Raw genomic sequence first — 17,773 nt, 5'->3', positions numbered from 1 at the left:
CGTGATCGTCCTTGGGCTAGCGGTCGTGTTGGCGATCCTGGCGACCTGGCGACTCCCACCATTTGGGCTGCGTATCGAGACGACCGAAAACGCCTATGTGCATGGCCGCACAACGGTCATCGCCCCACAGGTAAGCGGCTATATCACGCGGGTGCTGGCGAAGGACTACGCGCAGGTCGCCGCAGGCGAGGTGCTGGCGACTGTCGACGATCGCGTCTACCGCGCACGGGTCGAACAGGCGCAGGCTAACCTGGCCGCCGCACAGGCGAGCCTGGCCAACAGCGCCCAGGCCCACGCCTCGCGGACCGCCGGAATTGCCGGACAGCAGGCTAACGTCGCGAACACCCAAGCTCAGCTTCTGCGAGCGAAGTCCGACATGGCGCGAGCCGGCGACCTGGTCGCCGATGGCTCAATCTCGATCCGGGAACGCGACCAAACCTTGGCGGCCCTGCGCCAGGCTGAAGCGCAGGTGCGTCAGGCGAAAGCCGCGCAGGACATCGCCCGCCAGGACTTGCGCACGGTCGACGTCGGCCGGCGTGGCTTGGAGGCGCAGGTCGCGGCCGCGCAAGCGCAGCTCCACGCCGCCAGCGTGGATCTCGAAAATACGGTGATCCGCGCCCCCGAAGCCGGCCAGCTGGGCCAAATCGGCGTCCGTCTTGGCCAGTACGTGACCAACGGTACGCAACTGATGTCGCTTGTGCCCCCGGACAAGTGGGTGATCGCCGACTACAAGGAGGCCCAGACAGCCCGCATCGCGCCGGGACAACGCGCGACCTTCGCCGTTGACGGCCTTGGCGGCGTCCGCCTGACCGGGCGCGTGGAGCAACTGTCCCCAGCAGCTGGCTCCGAGTTCGCCGTCCTAAAGCCCGACAACGCCACCGGCAACTTTGTGAAGGTGCCGCAGCGGATCGGCGTGCGCATCGGCATCGATCCAGGCCAGAGTCTGGCCGCCCGCCTTCGGCCTGGAATGTCCGTGGAGGTGCGGGTGGACACAAGGGGCCGCCCGTGAGGCCGCCCCTCCCTGTCTGCGGACTGGTGTTGCTCGTGGCCTGTGCCGGGCCGCGTCCGCCATCGCCGCCAGGCGCGGCGGTCGCGCCGCCCCAAGCCTGGCGCAACGTTCCGGCCGGATCGTCAGCCGAGATCAGCGCGGACTGGTGGCGGGCGTTCGATGATCCCGTGCTGACGCAGATTGTCCAAGCTGCGCTCGCCAACAACACCGACGTCGCCATCGCCGCAGCGCGGGTGGCCGAAGCGCGCGGGCAGTTCCATCTGGCCCGCGCGCAGGGCCTGCCGAACGTCCAGGGCGTGCTTCAGGGCGAGCGCGAACGCGACGTCAATCCAGGCTTCGGCTTCGCCGAAAACCAGACCGTGGGCGAGGGCGATGTCTCGATCTCCTACGATCTCGACCTGTTTGGCCGCCTGGCGAAGGCCCGCGAGGCGGCGCGGGCCAATCTGCTCGCCAGCCAAGCGGCGCACGACAATGTCCGTCTCGCGGTCACGGCCTCGGCCGCGAGCGGCTACATCACCTTGCGCGCCCTCGATGCGCGTTTGGCCGTTCTGCAGGCCACGCTTGACGACCGCGCGGCGGCGCTGAAGATCGCGCGCCGCCGCGCGTCGGCCGGTTACGCCTCCGCGCTCGACCTGGCGCAGGCCGAAGCGGACTATCAGGCCACCCTCCAGCTCGTCCCGGCGGCCCAACTGGCGATCGCGCGTCAGGAGGACGGGCTTAGCCTGCTCTTGGGCGAAAGCCCGCGCACGTTCGAGCGCGGGGTCGACCTCGCGGCCATGGCGCTCCCGACGATTCCAACCAGCCTACCGTCCGTGCTGCTTCGCCGACGCCCGGACATCGCGGCCGCGGAACAGCAGCTCGTCGCGGCGGATCGTTCGCTGGATTCGGCGCGCGCCGCCTTCATGCCCGACGTGCAGCTTTCCGCCAGCGGCGGACGCGCTGGCTCGAACATCATCCCGCGGTCCGTCTGGGTGTTCGCCCTGGGGGGCGGCCTGTTCGCGCCGATCTTCGACAGCGGCCGCCTGAAGGCGCAGCAGGAGTCCGTCGCAGCCCGGCGCGATCAGGCGGCCTTCGCCTATCGCAAGTCGGCGCTGATCGCGTTCCGCGAGGTCGAGGATGCGCTCGCCAGCGTTCAACGCCTGCAACAGCAGGAAGCCGCCCTGGACGCCCAGCACGCGGTCCTCGTCCACACCGTCACCTTGGCCACCAACCGCTACCGCGCCGGCTATTCGCCCTACCTGGATCAGCTCGACGCCCAGCGGGGCCTCCTGGCCGTGGATCTATCGCGGGTTCAGAGCCGGGCGGAGCGCCTCAACGCGGCCGTCACGCTGTTCGAGGCGTTGGGCGGTGGCTGGCGTAACTGGGAGGTCGCTGGTGCGACGCCAGGGAGCGCAGGCCCAAGGTGAGGGCGCGGGGCCGTGTCCCGCACGGGACAGACACAAGCCTCGCCGCGGCCTTGGATCGGCTAGGTCTCCAACCGGCTGTAGGCCTCAAATCCATATCCCGCCAAGGGTTTGAGGCGCCTGAGGAGGCCGGGAATCTGCAGGGTGCTCTCGTAAACGACCTTGAAGACCTCTTCCATATCGTCGCTGAGTTTCAAGGCCTCGGCGGTCGCCTCGCCGGTCGTCGCATAGATCGCGGAATAGCGTTCGAAGTCGTCGAAGAGCCGGTCGAGCGGGATGGACAGCCGCACCACAAAGCTATGAACGCCTGCCCGTAGGTCTGCGTCCGGAAGATCAAACATATGCTCCCGGTTGCGTTCGTAGACGTCGACCTCGCGACGCGCAGCACGGAGAAGACGCAGGGTGACCGGGCCAAATCTTGCGCGGTCGTGATGGTGGGGCTCGGCCGCGGTGAGGATGCGCTCGATCGCCGCCAGCACCTCGCCACAAAGCAGGGCCGCATTGCGGCGCCGGCGACGCCCGTCAAGGACAGCCTGGACCTGTGTCGACAGGAAACCGCCGACCGTGGCGAGAACCGCCCCGACAATAACGCCGGCGAAGGGATTCAAGGGCGCGATCATGCGACTCCGAAACGGGTTGTCTGGTGGCGACTGACGGTTCGATGACGGCGCATCTCGCGTCGGTGACTGGCCTTGCGCTCACTTCGGTCGCGCCCCTGGTGACCTCCAGGGGAGTCCGATCGGTCCGCACGTCTGCGGGCGGGGCGCACGCCGGAACCCGGCATCTGCTCGGTCCGCGCGGGGGGAGTCTGAGGCGGATCCTGGGCTATCGACTTGGGGGCTGCGATGTCGGCCCGGCGTGCAGGTCGAGAGTGCGACCGCAGCCTTGCTGCGTCTATCACCCGTTCGGGGGGCGCGGGTCTTTCCTACGACGGCGGCGCGGCGCCTCATAGGTTCTTACAACTTCTGTCACTTCGAATGGCGGGCTCCGCGACAAGATGCGGGTGACCGAGCTGGAGGACATGATGCAACACGCAGTGGGACAGGTTGGTGTCACAACCGTCGATACAGCGATGGCGGCGGCTTCATATTGGTCGCCGGACGGCGGAGACGATGGGACCCCGCTCAGCCCGCGGGAGCGGGAAATCCTCGCGCAAATTGGCCAAGGGCGTTCCAACAAGGAGATCGCCCGCGAGCTCGGCAGCTCGCCCGAAACCATCAAGTCCCACGTCAAACACATCTTCATCAAACTCGATGTGAGCCGGCGGGCGCAAGCGGTGCTGCACGGCCAACTCCTGGGGCTGCTGAGGACGGGCTGATGGACATCCCGCGATCCCGACCGGACGACGTCGTCGGCGCGCGGCGGGAAGCGCAGCGCCGCCGCAGGGACGGATATCCTCTGGGGGGAAGGCTCCAGCGCCGTGACCCAGCGCCAGCGCGATGTCCCCTAACGAGGGATCGCACACCGCTTCACGCTGAGCGGTGGTGAAGGCCGGCTCGAAGGCCAGGGAGGGAGCCGCCAATGTCTGTCACCCTCGGCTCGCCGGAGCCCCTCGCCCAGGGCGCCGTGCCGCTCCTCCTGATCGAAGAGATCACGCATCGGGTCATCAACGAATACGCCGTCGCGATCCGGTCGATCGATTCCGAGGGCGCCCGTCTCGTCGATGATGGCGCGCGCGCCGCGCTCGGACGCGCTGCGGCCCGCCTACGGGCGCAAGCCGACGCGCACCGCGCCCTTCAGCCGCCAGCAGCGCGAGGTTCGCTCAATCTGGGGGAGTACCTGGCGCGCCTCTGTGCGGCCCTGTCGGCCGCTTGCCTCGCCGAGCACGGCATGAGGCTGGAGCTGGTCGACGAAGACATTGACCTGGCGCCGGAGCGGTGTTGGCGGGTAGGGCTTATCGTCTCCGAACTCTTCGCCAACGCGATCAGGCACGGCTGCAACACCAGCGGCCGCACGATCACCGTTCAGGTTCGACGGCGCGACCCCGAGGCTCGCTGCAGGGTTTCCGACAACGGCGTTGCGTCGTCAGACCCCGGAATCTCGCGGGGGCGCGGGGTTGTCGTGCGCTTGGCCCAGGAACTGGGCGGCGACGTCAACTGGTGCTTCATGCCCGATGGCGTCACCGCTTTTGCTCTCGTTCCCGACGTTCGATCCTTTGGGGCCAACCTGCGCAGGTCAGGACGCGGCGCGCGGAGCCTAGAGGTCCAGCATCGCCCTGGCCCGGATCAGGTCGCAGGTGTCTCGACCTTCTGTGACCTGCGCATAGATCGGGGCCAGCATATCGTGGGCCTCGGCCGATCGGCCTTGCCGCGCCCAAAGATCGGAGAGGCTGTTGGCGGCGCGCAGCTCCCAACTGCGGGCGCCTTGTCGCTGCGCAGCGCCCAAGGCGCGAGTGTAGCAGAGCTCGGCCTCCCCTTGGTCGGCCGACGGACCTTGGGCCATGATGTCGCCCTTCACGCGCAGGGCATTGGGCCGGTTCCCCAACTGGCCGTTCACCTCTTCCCAGACGATGCACGCCTCGATCTGTTCAAGCGCGTCGCGGTGGTTTCCGTCGAGCGCCATACCTTCGGCCAAGCTCGTCATGAAACCCGCGATGAGGATCTGGTGACGCGCGCGGTGAAGCGCATCGAGGCCCTCGCTCAACAGGACAGTCCCGGACTTGGCGTCGCCTTGTCCGATCAGAAGTTCGCCGCGCATGCAGACCCCCGTCGCGCGGAGCGGATCGAGGGAATGCTCCTCGGCGTGGGCTGTGAAGAGTTCGATGTTTTCTTCGGCGTGCGCCCAGTCGCCACGCCACAGGAAGATGCAAGCCGCCGCGATGCGGGCCATGCACAGGCCAACGGGGTCTCGGCGCGTTTCCGCTATGGCGACGCCTTCGCGCGCGGCCCCCACGGCCTGGTCCGGACAGCCCTGCAGCCAATGACTCCGCGCCAGGGCGACCCGCGCCCGACTGCAGTGATCGAAGCCGAACAGATTGGGGGGTGCGGGCGTTGACTCATGGTCAGACGACAACGCGGCCGTCAGGTGGCGGTGCGCGGCCTTGTGATCCCCTATGAGGTGATAGCCGACCCCCAACAGCGACGCCGCGGCCTTTATTTCTGCTTCGCCGCCCAATCTGTCGGCCAGGACCTTGGCGCGCTGGGCATAGTCCAGGGCGGCGGGAAAGTCGCCGCTGGGCAGGTGGTGGAGATGGAGACCCCCGAGCAAACTTAGCTGTTGAAAGTCGTCCTGATGCGCCTCCGCAAGCGCCAAGCCACGCCGGATGGCGTCGCAGGCGCGATCGGTGTTGCCGCTCGCAAACATCAGGGCTTGGCCCAAGGTCGACTGAAGGATCATCTCATCGCGGGATCCGACACTGGCCCCGTCGAGCGCGTCGAGCGCGCGTTCGGCCCAGCGCAGGCATTCCTGCCGCGATGTCTCGAGCAGGAGCGGCGCCGCCTGCGCCGTCAACGCAACGCCCAACGCGGCGTCGCCGGAGCGATCGAAGCACCACTCAAGGGCGGCGCGCAGGTTGCTGAGCTTCTCGCCCTCCAAGGGCAAGGGGCCCCCTTGGGCCAGGACGTCCCGGTAATACTCGGCATGTCGCCGGGCCGCAGCTCGATGTTCCCCAGCCTCAACCTGCTTTGCCGCGGCGTAAGCTCGGGTCGAGTCGAGCAGGCGATAGGCCACGCCGGCTCCATGGGTCTCCGTCGCGACGAGGGACTTCGCGACGAGACTGGCCACAAGGCCCGGAGCGTCGCTCTTCGATCCGAGGGCCTCGCCCGCAATCACCTGCACCATGTCCAGCTGGAAGCCGCCGACGAAGATCGAAAGCAGGCGCAACATCGACCGCTCGGCGTCGGTCAGTAGCTGATAACTCCAGTCGAGGGTCGCGTTCAGGGTCTGGTGTCGGGGGAGGGCCGTTTGGCGACCCTGCAAGAGGGGCCGAAACCGCTCATCGATGAGCTCGGCCATCTCGTGAATCCCGTAGGCCTGGACGCGACCGGCGGCGAGTTCGATGGCCAGCGGCATTCCGTCGAGCCTGCGGCAGATTTCAGCCAACTTCGGCGCGTCGTCGTCGCTCAACGCGAAGCTCGCGTCGACCAATGAGGCTCGCTCCATGAACAACTGCACGGCGGCGTAAGACTGAGCCGCCGCAGCGGTCAGCCCGGCCGTCTCCTGGGGTGTGTCGAGAGGCTCCAGGCGGTAGATATGCTCTGCGTCCACGCGCAAGGTTTCCCGGCTCGTCGCCAGGATGTGGGTCTCGGGGCTGTTCTCGAAGAGCAGCTCCGCGAGGCTTGCCGCCGAAGCGATGATCGGTTCACATCCATCCAGGATCAGAAGGGTTCTGCGGTCCCGAAGGGACATCAGCAGCGTCGGCGTTGCATCCTCGCCCTGGTCCGGCAGGCCGACAGTCGCGGCGAGCGCGGCGGGCAAGAATGCTGCGTCGTCGATTTGGCCCAGGTCGAGGAAAAAGACGCTGCCTTCAAACGTCGGCAGCAAACTGTTGGCGACCGAGGTTGCGACCGTGGTCTTGCCCATGCCGCCCGGCCCGACCACCGACACGAACCGTTTCGCGAGCAGCAAACGGGCGATCTCCTCCGCCGCCTCCCGGCGTCCGATCATCCGACCGAGCTTCTGAGGCAGATTGTCGATCCGGCAGGCGTCGAGGAGTTCGCGGGCCGCGCGCAAATCGACGGAGTCCAGGCCCTGGGTGAACCGTGCGTAGACCGGGGCCAGCGCGTCGCGGGCAGCGGCGTAGCGCCCTTCGCCCACCCGAACGCGGGCGATCGCCATCGCCGTGCGAAGTTCCAGGCCCAGGGCCCCCTGCCGGCGCGCGAGGGCCAGCGATCGCTCAAAGCATGCTTCGGCGGCGGCTTGGTTCGACGCGCCAGTCCTCGCCAGAAGTGTCCCCTTGAGGCGCAGTATGTCCGGCATATCGTAGGAGGTATCGACATTCAGGATCTCGGTGATCGCCTCCTCGACCGTGGCCAACGCCTCGTCGAGCCGCCCGCTCATGGCTAGCGCTTCGGCGAGGTCGCCGGCGACGACCGAGGTCAGCACGCCGTGCCGCTGGGAGCGCATGATCTGCAGGCATTCCGTCAAGATTGGGATGGCTCTCGCCGCTTCGCCGCGGCGCACCGCAAGCTCGCCGCGCAAACCCATCGCCGCGGCAAGGTATGGGGTCAGCGAGAATCGCTTCGTGTGCGCGGTCAGCCGTTCAATGATCGCCTCGGCTTCTGACAGGTTCCCAATCCAGAGGAACACGAAGGCCGTACACATCAGCGCCACGCTCAGGGAGAGCGGGTTTTCGATGCGCTCCGCCTCACGCGTCGCGTAGCTCACCGTTTGGGCGGCGTCGTCCGCGTCGCCGCACAGCCACTGCGCCCGGGCCAAGGCGCAAAGCGCGCGAATCCGGTGATCCAGTCCGTGGCGCATGTAGTCCGGCGCCATGGTGGCGGTGGGCCGCTGCAGAGCGCTGCGGCAATGTAGGACAGCGCTGGTTTGATCTCCCGCCATGTGGTGGCAGACGCCCAAACTCCATTCCGCCACCGTAAGGCTCCACGGATCGCCCATCTGCCGGGCGACACCCACGGCGCGTTCGGCGAGGCGCACGGCCTCCAGGAAATCACCCGACCGGGACTGGTACTGATTGAGACACCCCAGCAGGCGCATTTGTGAGCTGAGGTCTCCGAGCTGCTCGGCCAGTTCAAGCGCCCGATTGAGCCTGTCGAGGACGGCGGCGCCGTTCCCTTCGGTGAACATCTGCGCCAGACCGAGCGAAGCCTGAAGCTCCATTTCGACGCGTGGGTCGGCCGCGGCCGGGTCGAGCGCGTCCAGCCCCCGCTCGGTCCAACGGCGGCATTCCGGCAGCAGAGACATCTCCAGGAACAGCGGCGCGGCGGCCGCGGCCAGCGCCGTTCCAATTCCCACCTCGCCCCGGTCCGAGAAGCTCCACTCCAGCGCCGCGCGGACATTGCCGAGATGCTCGCTGTAGGCGCCGAACCCACGCGAGGGCGAAAGTGGCTCCGCCGCGGTGCCAATCCGGCCCAGGAAGCCGCGGAAGAACTCGGCATGACGCCGAGCCGCCAACGCGATTTCACCGGCATCGGTCGTTTTTCCGCGCAGATAGGCGCAAGTGGTGTCCAGTAGCCGGTAACGGGGCTTGCCAGGATGGGCGCCGGACATCACCAGCGACTTGCCGACGAGACTTGCGATGACCTCGACGACTTGGTCACCATCAATCTGTTCGTCCTGGGCGACCGCCTGGGCGGCATCCAGCGCGAAGGGGCCCGCAAAGACGACTAGCCGCCGCAAGATCGCCTGCTCAAGGTCGCTGAGCAGGTCGTAGCTCCAGTCGAGGGCCGCGTTCAGCGTCTGATGGCGGGGAGGGGCGGTGCGCCGCCCTTCCCACACCAGGCTCAACCGGCTGTCCAGAAGGGCCTCGACCCCCTCCACGCCGTAGGCGTCGACGCGGCCGGCGGCCAGTTCGATGGCCAAGGCGATTCCATCGAGCTTGCAGCAGATGCGCGCCAGCGCCGGGGCGGCGGCGTCCAGCAGGACGAACCGGTCCGAGGTCGCAGACGCCCGGTCGGCAAACAGCTGCACGGCCGAATATTTGAGGGCCTCGGCCGCCGTCAGCGCATCGCTGGTTGGCGGGCAGTCCAGGGGCGCCAGCTGATGGACCTGTTCGCCCTCGATTCGCAGCGCCTGGCGGCTTGTCGCTAGGATGTGGACTTCACCCGCCTGCTCGAAAATCGTCTCGGCCAGGCGGGACACCGTCTCGATGACATGCTCGCAGCTGTCCAGGATCAGCAGTATCCGTTTGCCGCGCAGGAACGCGATCAGGCTCGGCAGCAGGTCGTCGGAATTGGCGACGACCCCCAGAGCTGCGGCCATCGCGCTCACCGTGAGGTTCGGGTCGGTGAGCGCGCCCAGGTCAACGAAGCAGACGCTGCCATAGTCCGCGGCATGGGCATGGCTGATCGAGATGGCGACGGTCGTCTTGCCGATGCCGCCGGGGCCGACGATGGTCACGAAGCGGTGGAGCGCCAAGAGCGCGGCGATTGCCGCAACTTCGCCGTCGCGGCCCACCACGCGCCTGATCTGCGGCGGGACCGCAGGCGACTGGCGGGCCAAGCCGGCCTGCGGCAGTTCCTGAAGCGGCGGGGGCTGCTCCATGGGGCTGACGAAACAATAGCCGCGCCCCGGCACATTCGTGACGTACCGCGCGCCGTCGACACCGTCGCCTAGAGCCTTGCGCAGCGCGGCGACGTGGAACCGAAGGCGTGCGTAATCGACGAACATCTGCGGCCAGATCTGCTCGACGAGCTCCTCATTGCTGATGACCTCGCCCGGGCGAGCGGTCAGGGCGACGAGCAAGTCGAGAGGCCGTCCGCCGAGCCGTACGATGACGCCGTCCCGCTCCAACAGGCGTTCACCCAGCCGAAGCCGAAACGGCCCGAATTCCCTGACTTCGTCGCCGGCCGAGTGACTCGTCATCTGATACTCGTGTTCACGCGGACCCTCGTTCCGCCAATGCTAACGCCGGGCCTTGTTGAATGTCATGTCGAAAGCCTGTGGCCTACCGGGTTTGTCGTCGGGGGCGATCCTGCTGCGAGACCTACCAACCTCGCCACCGGGTGCGTCTGTTCGCGAAACCTTCGACGACGTCGGCGCGACCCGGCGCCGCGCCGGTTGCCGCAGCGTCAGTTTGCTCTGACACGGCTCGAAAGAGCGGCTAAATAGAGCGAACCGCAGCCGACTGGAGCAGGAGTGATGGTCGGGCCTACCGCCGCGAGCTCTTGGCCAACGCCGACCGGCGTGCTGAGCGACTGGGCACCGTCGCGTATGCCGGGACGCCTTGGCAAGGTGATTGGCCGCGAGCCCGTGGTGACCGCAATTGCGGTCGCCCTTCGTACGAAACGTCTCGTCTCGCTCGTTGGTCCGGGCGGGATCGGCAAGACCACAGTCGCACAGGCGGTCGCGAGCCGCGTCGCCCCGTTGTTTGCCGACGGCGCCGTCTTTGTCGACCTCAGTTCCGCCGCGCTTCCGGACCTCGCCGCTGGGGTGATCGCCAGCGCGCTCGGCGCCCGCGTGAAGCCGGACAATTGCATTCCGGCCATCCTGCAGCACCTGGCCGGCCGCGACCTGCTTCTCGTGCTCGACACCTGCGAGCATGTTCTGGAGCCGGTGGCGGATCTGGCCGAGCGCCTTCTCCAGTCCGTTCCAAAGCTCTGCATGCTCGTAACCAGCCGCGAAGCTCTCCAAGCACGCGACGAATGGGTTGAGCATCTGCCACCCCTGGCGCTTCCGCCGGTGGAGGGGCGACTTAGCGTCGACGAGGCTTTCGCCTTTGCCTCGGTTCAGCTGTTCGTCGAGCGGGCGTCCGCCGCCAGTGAGCACTTTCAGTTCGACGAGGCGAGCCTGGGCCCGATCGTCGACATCTGCCGCAAACTGGACGGGATTCCCCTGGCCATCGATATCGCCGCAGCCCGCGTCGATGGAATCGGCCTGCGTGAACTGTCGGACCGGTTGGCCGGCAGCTTCGCCCTCTCGGCGCGCGGCCGCAGGACGGCGCTCGCCCGACAACAGACCCTGCGGGCGACCCTCGATTGGAGCCACGCCCTGCTGTCGCCCGACGAGCAATGCATGCTGCATCGTCTTTCCGTCTTCGCCGGCGGGTTCTCGCTCGGGGCCGCGCACGACGTCGGCGCGGAGGAGGGCTGGCCGTTCCACAGATCCGAGCTCCTCGTCACGGATCTGGTGGCGAAGTGCCTGGTCACTGTCGACGTCAGCTCTGAGCCCGTCCTCTATCGCCTGTTGGACACCACCCGGGCCTACGCGCTGGAACACCTGCAATCTGGGGCCGGGGCGCGGGAGGCGCGCCGTCGTCATGCGTTGCGCTGCTGCCGCGAACTTGCAACAGCCGAGGAGGACTGGGAGAGGGTTTCCGCCGGAGAATGGCTGCAGCGCTACTCCCCCTTGATCGTCGACATCCGCAGCGCCCTGGCCTGGTGCTTTGGACCGGAGGGCGATCCGGCCATCGGCGTCGAACTGGCGGTGTTGTCCACGCCTGTCTGGTTCCAGGTGCGCGCCGACGGCGAATATCTTCGCCACGCACGCGAAGCGCTGCGCGCCATCGACGAGCAGCGGGTCGGCGACGATTTGTTGGCCATGCGGCTCCACCTGGGCTGCGGCCACGCGCTCGTACAGCAGCAGGGCCCCTCGGCGAAAGGCAACCCGGACTTTTTCGCGGCCTTGGCCCTCGCCGAGCGCGTCGGCGTTCCCGAATTCCAGCTGCGCGCCGCCTGGGCGCTGGCAGGCGAGTTCATGCTCGGCGCGGACTACAACTCCGCGAAGATCTACGCCGAGAAGATGGAGGGGGCCCTGGGATCGGACCGCGACGGCGCGGCGGCACAGATCTATCGACGGAACATGGCCCAGGTCCTGCACTATCTGGGCGAACAGACCCGCGCGCGGAGCTTCGCCGAGGCGATCGAGGAGATGCCGGTCGCGCGCAGCCGGTTCGCGATCAGCACCACCGTCCAGCTTGACCATCGGGCCGTGGTGGACGTGGTGCTCGCCCGGATCCTCTGGCTGCAAGGCCATGCGGACCAAGCCATGGCGCGCGTCCGCCGGGCGCTTGCGCGCGCTGAAGTCGTCAGGCTGCCCTTCACGATGGCCTATGTGCTCGCGGGCGGCGCGTGCCCGCTTGCGATGTGGACCGGCGACATCGCTTCGGCGACCCGCTGGACGGCGGATCTGGCGCGTCATGCTCATGAGCACGGTCATCACTACTACGCCACCTGGGCCGCCGCCTTCGAGCTCGCCCTGGAGACCCTGGAAGATGCGCCAGGGTCCGCTGAGGCCCGTCTGCGCCTGACGACGCGCGAGCCCCGGCAGCTGGACGAGCTGGCGGTCATCTCGCCGTCCCTGCTCAATGGCGTCTCGATTGAGCGCGCCAATGCCGGGCTGGCCGGCTGGTGCCTCGCGGAGAACATCCGCGCGCGCGCCGAACGCGAGCGGATCCTTGGCAGCGAGTGCGCCGCGGAGGCGCTGCTGCATCGCGCGCTTCGCATCGCCGAGCGCCAAGGCGCACACGCGTGGCGGCTGCGGGCGGCGACGAGCCTGGCTGAGCTCTGGATCAGCCAGGACCGCGAAGAGGAAAGCCTGGCGCTGCTTTCAGGGGCGCTCAACTTGTTCACAGAAGGCTTCGCGAGCCGCGACGTGAAACGTGCCGGCGCGCTCGTGCGGGGATTGAGGGCCAGCAGGGGCCACGCGGTTGCAGACGTAACGGCCGTCGGCGCGCCATAGAGACGGTAGGCGTGCCGCACGGAGGATCGCTCCTAGAGCGGGACTCGTTTAGACGGAAGCGCCGTTGGGCGGCATTAGCTCGAATGCTCCCCCGGCCTTCAGTCTTTGGCCTCCAGTGACCTATCGGCCTGGGTCACGCCAAGTCGGAGCGGTCGGCGTTCATGACCTTGGTCCAGGCGGCCACGAAGTCCTTTACGAGCTTCTCCTGAGAGTCCGCACAGGCGTAGACTTCCGCGAGCGCGCGCAGTCCGGAGTGGGAGCCGAAGATCAGATCGACACGCGTGCCGGTCCATTTCGCCGCCTTGGTCTTGCGGTCCCGCCCCTCGAACAGATCAGAGTCAGTCGGCTGCCATTCGGTGCGCATGTCGAGCAGGTTGACGAAGAAGTCGTTGCTCAACGTCCCGGACCGCGTGGTGAAAACCCCGTGCTTGGATCCTCCGGCGTTGGCGCCCAGAACCCGCAGGCCGCCGATCAGCGCCGTCATCTCCGGTCCGCTCAGCCTCAGCAGCTGGGCCCGATCCACCAGGGCTTCTTCAGGCGCCATGAACTGCTCGCCGCTGCGGTAGTTGCGGAAACCGTCGGAGACCGGCTCAAGCGGGGCGAAGGAGTCCGCGTCGGTCTGCTCCTGCGAGGCGTCCATGCGCCCGGGCGTGAAGGGGACCTCGGCGTGGGTTCCCGCGTCGTTCGCGGCCTTCTCGATCGCCGCACCACCGCCAAGGACGATCAGGTCAGCCAGCGACACCTTCTTTCCGCCCGTCGCGGCGCTGTTGAACTCGGACCGGATGGCCTCGAGCGTCTGCAGCACCTTGGCAAGATCGGCCGGATCGTTGACCTCCCAGTCCTTCTGCGGGGCCAGGCGGATGCGTGCGCCATTGGCGCCGCCGCGCTTGTCGGACCCACGGAACGTCGAAGCCGACCCCCAGGCGGTGGAGACCAGCTGCGACACGGAAAGGCCGGACGCGAGGATCTTGGCCTTAAGGGCGGCGATGCCTTGCGCGTCCACCAGCGGATGGTCCACGGCCGGGACCGGGTCCTGCCAGATCAGCGTCTCCTTCGGGACCAGTGGACCCAGGTAGCGCTGGATCGGGCCCATGTCGCGGTGGGTAAGCTTGAACCAGGCGCGAGCGAAGGCGTCGGCGAACTGGTCAGGATGCTCGTAGAAGCGCCGCGATATCTTCTCATAGGCCGGGTCGAACCGCAGCGCGAGGTCCGTGGTGAGCATGGTTGGCACATGCGTCTTGGCGCCGTCGTGCGCGTCCGGAATATCGGCTGCCGCGGCCTTCGCCCGCCACTGCTGGGCGCCGGCCGGGCTCTTGGTCAGCTCCCACTCGAACTTGAAGAGGTTGTCGAAAAAGTGGTTGCTCCACTTGGTCGGCGTCTGGCTCCAGGTCACTTCCGGGCCGCCGGTGATGGCGTCCGCGCCGATGCCCGTCCCATGCTTGCTGCGCCAGCCGAGGCCTTGGTCCTCGATGACGGCCCCTTCAGGTTCGGGACCGACGAACGACGGGTCGCCCGCGCCGTGGGCCTTGCCGAAGGTATGGCCGCCGGCGATCAGCGCGACGGTCTCTTCATCATCCATCGCCATGCGGGCGAAGGTTTCGCGAATGTCGCGCGCCGCGGCGACGGGGTCGGGATTGCCGTTTGGGCCTTCCGGGTTGACGTAGATCAGCCCCATCTGCACCGCACCCAGCGTCTTGTGCAACTGGCGCTCGCCGCTATAGCGCTCGTCACCCAGCCAGCTGCCCTCGGGGCCCCAATAGAGCTCGTCCGGCTCCCAGGTGTCCGCCCGGCCGCCGGCGAAGCCGAAGGCTTGAAGCCCATCGACTCCAGGGCGACGTTGCCGACCAGGACATAGAGGTCCGCCCAGGAGATCTTGCGGCCGTACTTCTGCTTGATCGGCCAGAGCAGCCGGCGCGCCTTGTCCAGGTTGGCGTTGTCCGGCCAGCTATTCAGCGGAGCGAAGCGCTGCTGCCCGCCGCCGGCGCCGCCGCGCCCGTCGCTGATCCGATAGGTGCCGGCGCTATGCCAGGCCAAGCGGATGAACAGGCCGCCATAGTGGCCAAAGTCCGCCGGCCACCAGTCCTGAGAATCGGTCATCAGGACCCGCAGGTCGGCGATCACCGCGTCCAGGTCGAGGGTCTTAAACTCGGCGGCGTAGTCGAACGCCTCGCCCATTGGGTTGGAGCGCGGCGAATGCTGGTTGAGGCCATCGAGGCGCAAGGTTTCCGGCCACCAGTCACGGTTCGTTCGGCCAGCGCTTCCGTGCGCTGCAGGGCACTTGGCTGCGATATCGTCCGCCATCTCTCACTCCCATCCACTTTGCTTGTGTGGCGCCGATAAGGGCGTCCAGGCTCCCGCTGCACCGCCCGTCGCGCCTGATACACAAGGCGCACCTTGCGCAGTTGTAAAATCGATTGTCGGTATGCTGGCGATCGAGCAAATCTATGAACTATGACAATCAGGGACCTGCACCTCGGCCTGGGTGTAGCGGGTGATGTCGCCGGTGACCGTCAGGGTCACGTCGGCGCCCCAGCCCTTTGCGTGCACGGTCCGCTTCGGAACCCGCTCGCGGTTCTGAGGCGCCAGCTTCTCGGGCGGTCGGTAGTCCTGCAGCAGCACCGGCCCACGCGGCCCAGCGGTAAGCGTGTTCGGGTTGTCGGCGACCGGCGCTCCGGCGGTGGTCGCGAGGGTGGGCTTCTCAGTCATCTGGGACCCCTGATCGCGGCGCCGCAAGCACATCAGCGGCTCGCATCCGCAATCCTGCCGCCACCGGCAAACTCCGGCTTGAAGATTTTCAGCCCTCAGGAAGGCGCCAAAGCTTCAAGCGGCGCCGCACCGTAGTCCGCATGATGGGCTGCCACGACAGGAACAGGACGACCCGCTCATGGAGGCGTGCCGCGCTGGGTTCGGCTGAAACCGTCCGCGCTACCGCCCCCTCCTTAGGAGAACCGATGACCCGCTCGATCAATCAGGCGTCTCGCCGGAGCGTGATGGCCGCCGGGCTGGGTCTGGCCGCCGCCGCGGCCCTGCCCGTCGCCTCCTCCGCGCAGGCCGCGCCTGCCGCTTCACAATCCCCGTCAGGAGCCAAGACCATGAGCAGCAGCACGATCACCACCAAGGACGGCACGCAGATCTTCTACAAGGATTGGGGGACGGGTCAGCCGATCGTCTTCCACCACGGCTGGCCGCTGAGCGCCGACGACTGGGACGCCCAGATGCTGTTCTTTCTGAGACACGGCTACCGGGTCATCGCGCACGACCGGCGCGGCCACGGGCGCTCGTCGCAGACCGACCTGGGCAACGACATGGACACCTACGCCGCCGATGTCGCCGCACTCGCCGCTCACCTGAACCTGAAGAACGCCATCCACGTCGGCCACTCAACCGGCGGCGGCGAGGTAGCGCGCTATGTCGCCCAGTACGGCGGCAACGGCCGCGTCGCCAAGGCCGTGCTGATCGGCTCGGTGACGCCGATCATGCTCAAGACCGCGGCCAATCCTGGCGGTCTGCCGATGGAGGTGTTCGATGGCTTCCGCACCGCGCTCTCCGCCAACCGCGCCCAGTTCTTCCGTGACGTTCCGGCCGGCCCGTTCTACGGCTTCAACCGTCCCGGCGCGAAGGTGTCGCCCGGCGTCATCGACAATTGGTGGCGCCAGGGCATGACGGGTGGCGCCAAGGCCCACTACGACTGCATCAAGGCTTTCTCGGAAACCGACTTCACAGCCGACTTGAAGAAAATCGATGTGCCGGTCCTGGTGATGCACGGCGACGACGACCAGATCGTGCCGATCGCAGACGCTGGCCTGCTTGCGGCCAAGCTGCTCAAACATGCCGAGCTGAAGGTCTACAAGGGCTATCCCCACGGCATGGCCACCACCCATGCGGACGTGATCAACGCCGACCTACTGGCCTTCTTCAAAGCCTAGGGATTGCCCGCCGAGGGCGCGCCCGCCGTCAGGCGCCGCATCCTCGGCGCCCACGCTCACGGTGCGCGCCTATAGGTCCCAGGGCGCGGCGTCGCGCGCCGGCCCGGTCGAGGTCGGCGAAGACGGATCTTGTTCAGGGCCCTGGCACAGCCCCGAGGGTCCTGCTGGCAGCTCGAGATTCGCAGCCCCATGGACGCGGCGCCACGCGCTGGGGGCGATGCCCATCGCGCGGCGGAAGATGCGGGCCAGATGGGCCTGGTCGGCGAAGCCGCAGGACAGGGCGATGTGCGCCAGGGGCTCGTGACCAGCGAGCATTTCCCGGCGGGCGCGATCGACCCGCCGGCCCAGGATGAACGCATGCGGCGCCTGTCCGAACGTTCCCTTGAAGGCCCGCGTGAAGTAGCCATTGCTCAGGCTGGCCGCCGCCGCCAGTTCGCCGATCGGCAGGGCTCGATCGAGATTGTCCTCGATGTGCCGCGCAATACGCTTGGCCAGCCAGGGCGCGAGCACCGCCTGGGCCGGGGGCCGCGACGTCAGGGCGTACCGAGCCGCGCCCGAATGCAGCAAGACGCGGGCCTGCCCCAGGAGGGCGCGCGACCGTTCCTGGTCGACGTCGAAAGCGTCCGCCGCTGCGTCGAGAAGTTGGGTCAGGACCATCGACAGCGGCGACGGTCCGGCGGCGGGCGAGGGGAGCTCAGCCAACGTGTGCTCCGCAAGGACCACACCGGTCTCCCATTGGTTTCGCATGTCCATAGTCGGGTCCTCGCTTTCGCCAGCCGGCATGGGACGCCGGTTGCGGTCGCCGCCTCGCCGCAGCTTCGCGCAGGCCGCGGCCGTGACGACGTCAAAGCATGGCCCGAACCCGGCGCTCCGGCGCATGAGGCGTTGGAAGAAGTTGTGAGGTTTGCCGCGAGACGCGGACAGGGCCTCGCGGCGACGCCCGAGACAACGGCGCGCCAGGCGTCTGCCGGTACGGCCGTCTGCAGAATGAACGGTTAGCCGCGGCGGCCGGCTGCCTTCAGGGATCAGATCGGCGACCTCGCCCGCGTAGGAGACGATCTGGGCCTCGAGCGTTGTCGTCGTGGCCTGGACCCGCTTGTTGATGGCGCTGTGCGGCAAGAGGATGGGCTGATCTGCAC

The 17,773-nt window shown here is 67.8% G+C and carries 9 protein-coding genes and 2 pseudogenes; 6 read left to right on the top strand and 5 right to left on the bottom strand.

All coding sequences use genetic code 11. The annotated features are described in order from the left end of the window. The first annotated feature begins 25 nt into the window (after positions 1–25). Positions 26–1,009: an HlyD family secretion protein gene (locus VHS75_RS05410; protein ID WP_329637585.1), complete on the top strand. Its 984-nt coding sequence runs from the start codon at positions 26–28 to the stop codon at positions 1,007–1,009. After that, a complete protein-coding gene (locus VHS75_RS05405; RefSeq protein ID WP_329637584.1) occupies positions 1,006–2,415 on the top strand; it encodes an efflux transporter outer membrane subunit in 1,410 nt (469 codons plus the stop codon). The genes VHS75_RS05410 and VHS75_RS05405 overlap by 4 nt, the downstream gene beginning before the upstream one ends. Positions 2,416–2,474: 59 nt before the next feature. On the opposite strand, the gene VHS75_RS05400 is transcribed toward VHS75_RS05405, so the two are convergent. Continuing rightward, positions 2,475–3,020, bottom strand: coding sequence for a hypothetical protein (locus tag VHS75_RS05400; protein ID WP_329637583.1), 546 nt, complete (start codon positions 3,018–3,020; stop codon positions 2,475–2,477). 395 nt (positions 3,021–3,415) lie between these two features. Here VHS75_RS05400 and VHS75_RS05395 point away from each other — a divergent pair, with 395 nt between their 5' ends. Both VHS75_RS05395 and VHS75_RS23045 read left to right on the top strand, forming a co-directional pair. After that, on the top strand, positions 3,416–3,730 hold the full coding sequence (locus VHS75_RS05395; protein ID WP_329637582.1) for a helix-turn-helix transcriptional regulator: 315 nt from the start codon (positions 3,416–3,418) through the stop codon (positions 3,728–3,730). Between the two features lie 203 nt (positions 3,731–3,933). Beyond that, positions 3,934–4,437 (top strand): annotated as a pseudogene (locus VHS75_RS23045) (ATP-binding protein); the annotation flags it as partial. Positions 4,438–4,608: 171 nt separating this feature from the next. Here the strand turns inward: VHS75_RS23045 and VHS75_RS05390 are convergent. Then, entirely contained in the window at positions 4,609–9,894 is a 5,286-nt protein-coding gene (locus tag VHS75_RS05390) for an ATP-binding protein (protein ID WP_329637581.1), read from the bottom strand. A 276-nt stretch (positions 9,895–10,170) separates the two neighbouring features. Here VHS75_RS05390 and VHS75_RS05385 point away from each other — a divergent pair, with 276 nt between their 5' ends. Further along, entirely contained in the window at positions 10,171–12,708 is a 2,538-nt protein-coding gene (locus VHS75_RS05385; protein WP_329637580.1) for an ATP-binding protein, read from the top strand. A 133-nt stretch (positions 12,709–12,841) separates the two neighbouring features. Here the strand turns inward: VHS75_RS05385 and katG are convergent. Both katG and VHS75_RS05375 read right to left on the bottom strand, forming a co-directional pair. After that, a pseudogene (gene katG / locus VHS75_RS05380) lies at positions 12,842–15,009 on the bottom strand (catalase/peroxidase HPI). A gap of 141 nt (positions 15,010–15,150) precedes the next feature. Further along, a complete protein-coding gene (locus tag VHS75_RS05375; RefSeq protein WP_329637579.1) occupies positions 15,151–15,414 on the bottom strand; it encodes a catalase in 264 nt (87 codons plus the stop codon). Between the two features lie 386 nt (positions 15,415–15,800). Between VHS75_RS05375 and VHS75_RS05370 the strand changes: the two genes are divergently transcribed. Then, on the top strand, positions 15,801–16,634 hold the full coding sequence (locus VHS75_RS05370; RefSeq protein ID WP_414694246.1) for an alpha/beta fold hydrolase: 834 nt from the start codon (positions 15,801–15,803) through the stop codon (positions 16,632–16,634). Between the two features lie 69 nt (positions 16,635–16,703). On the opposite strand, the gene VHS75_RS05365 is transcribed toward VHS75_RS05370, so the two are convergent. After that, positions 16,704–17,753: an AraC family transcriptional regulator gene (locus VHS75_RS05365; RefSeq protein WP_329637577.1), complete on the bottom strand. Its 1,050-nt coding sequence runs from the start codon at positions 17,751–17,753 to the stop codon at positions 16,704–16,706. Between the last annotated feature and the right edge of the window lie 20 nt (positions 17,754–17,773).

This window comes from Phenylobacterium sp., from assembly GCF_036264965.1.
Classification (GTDB): domain Bacteria; phylum Pseudomonadota; class Alphaproteobacteria; order Caulobacterales; family Caulobacteraceae; genus Phenylobacterium.
The sequence above is the reverse complement of the archived record's forward strand: the minus strand, read 5'-3'. Positions and strand labels throughout refer to the sequence as shown.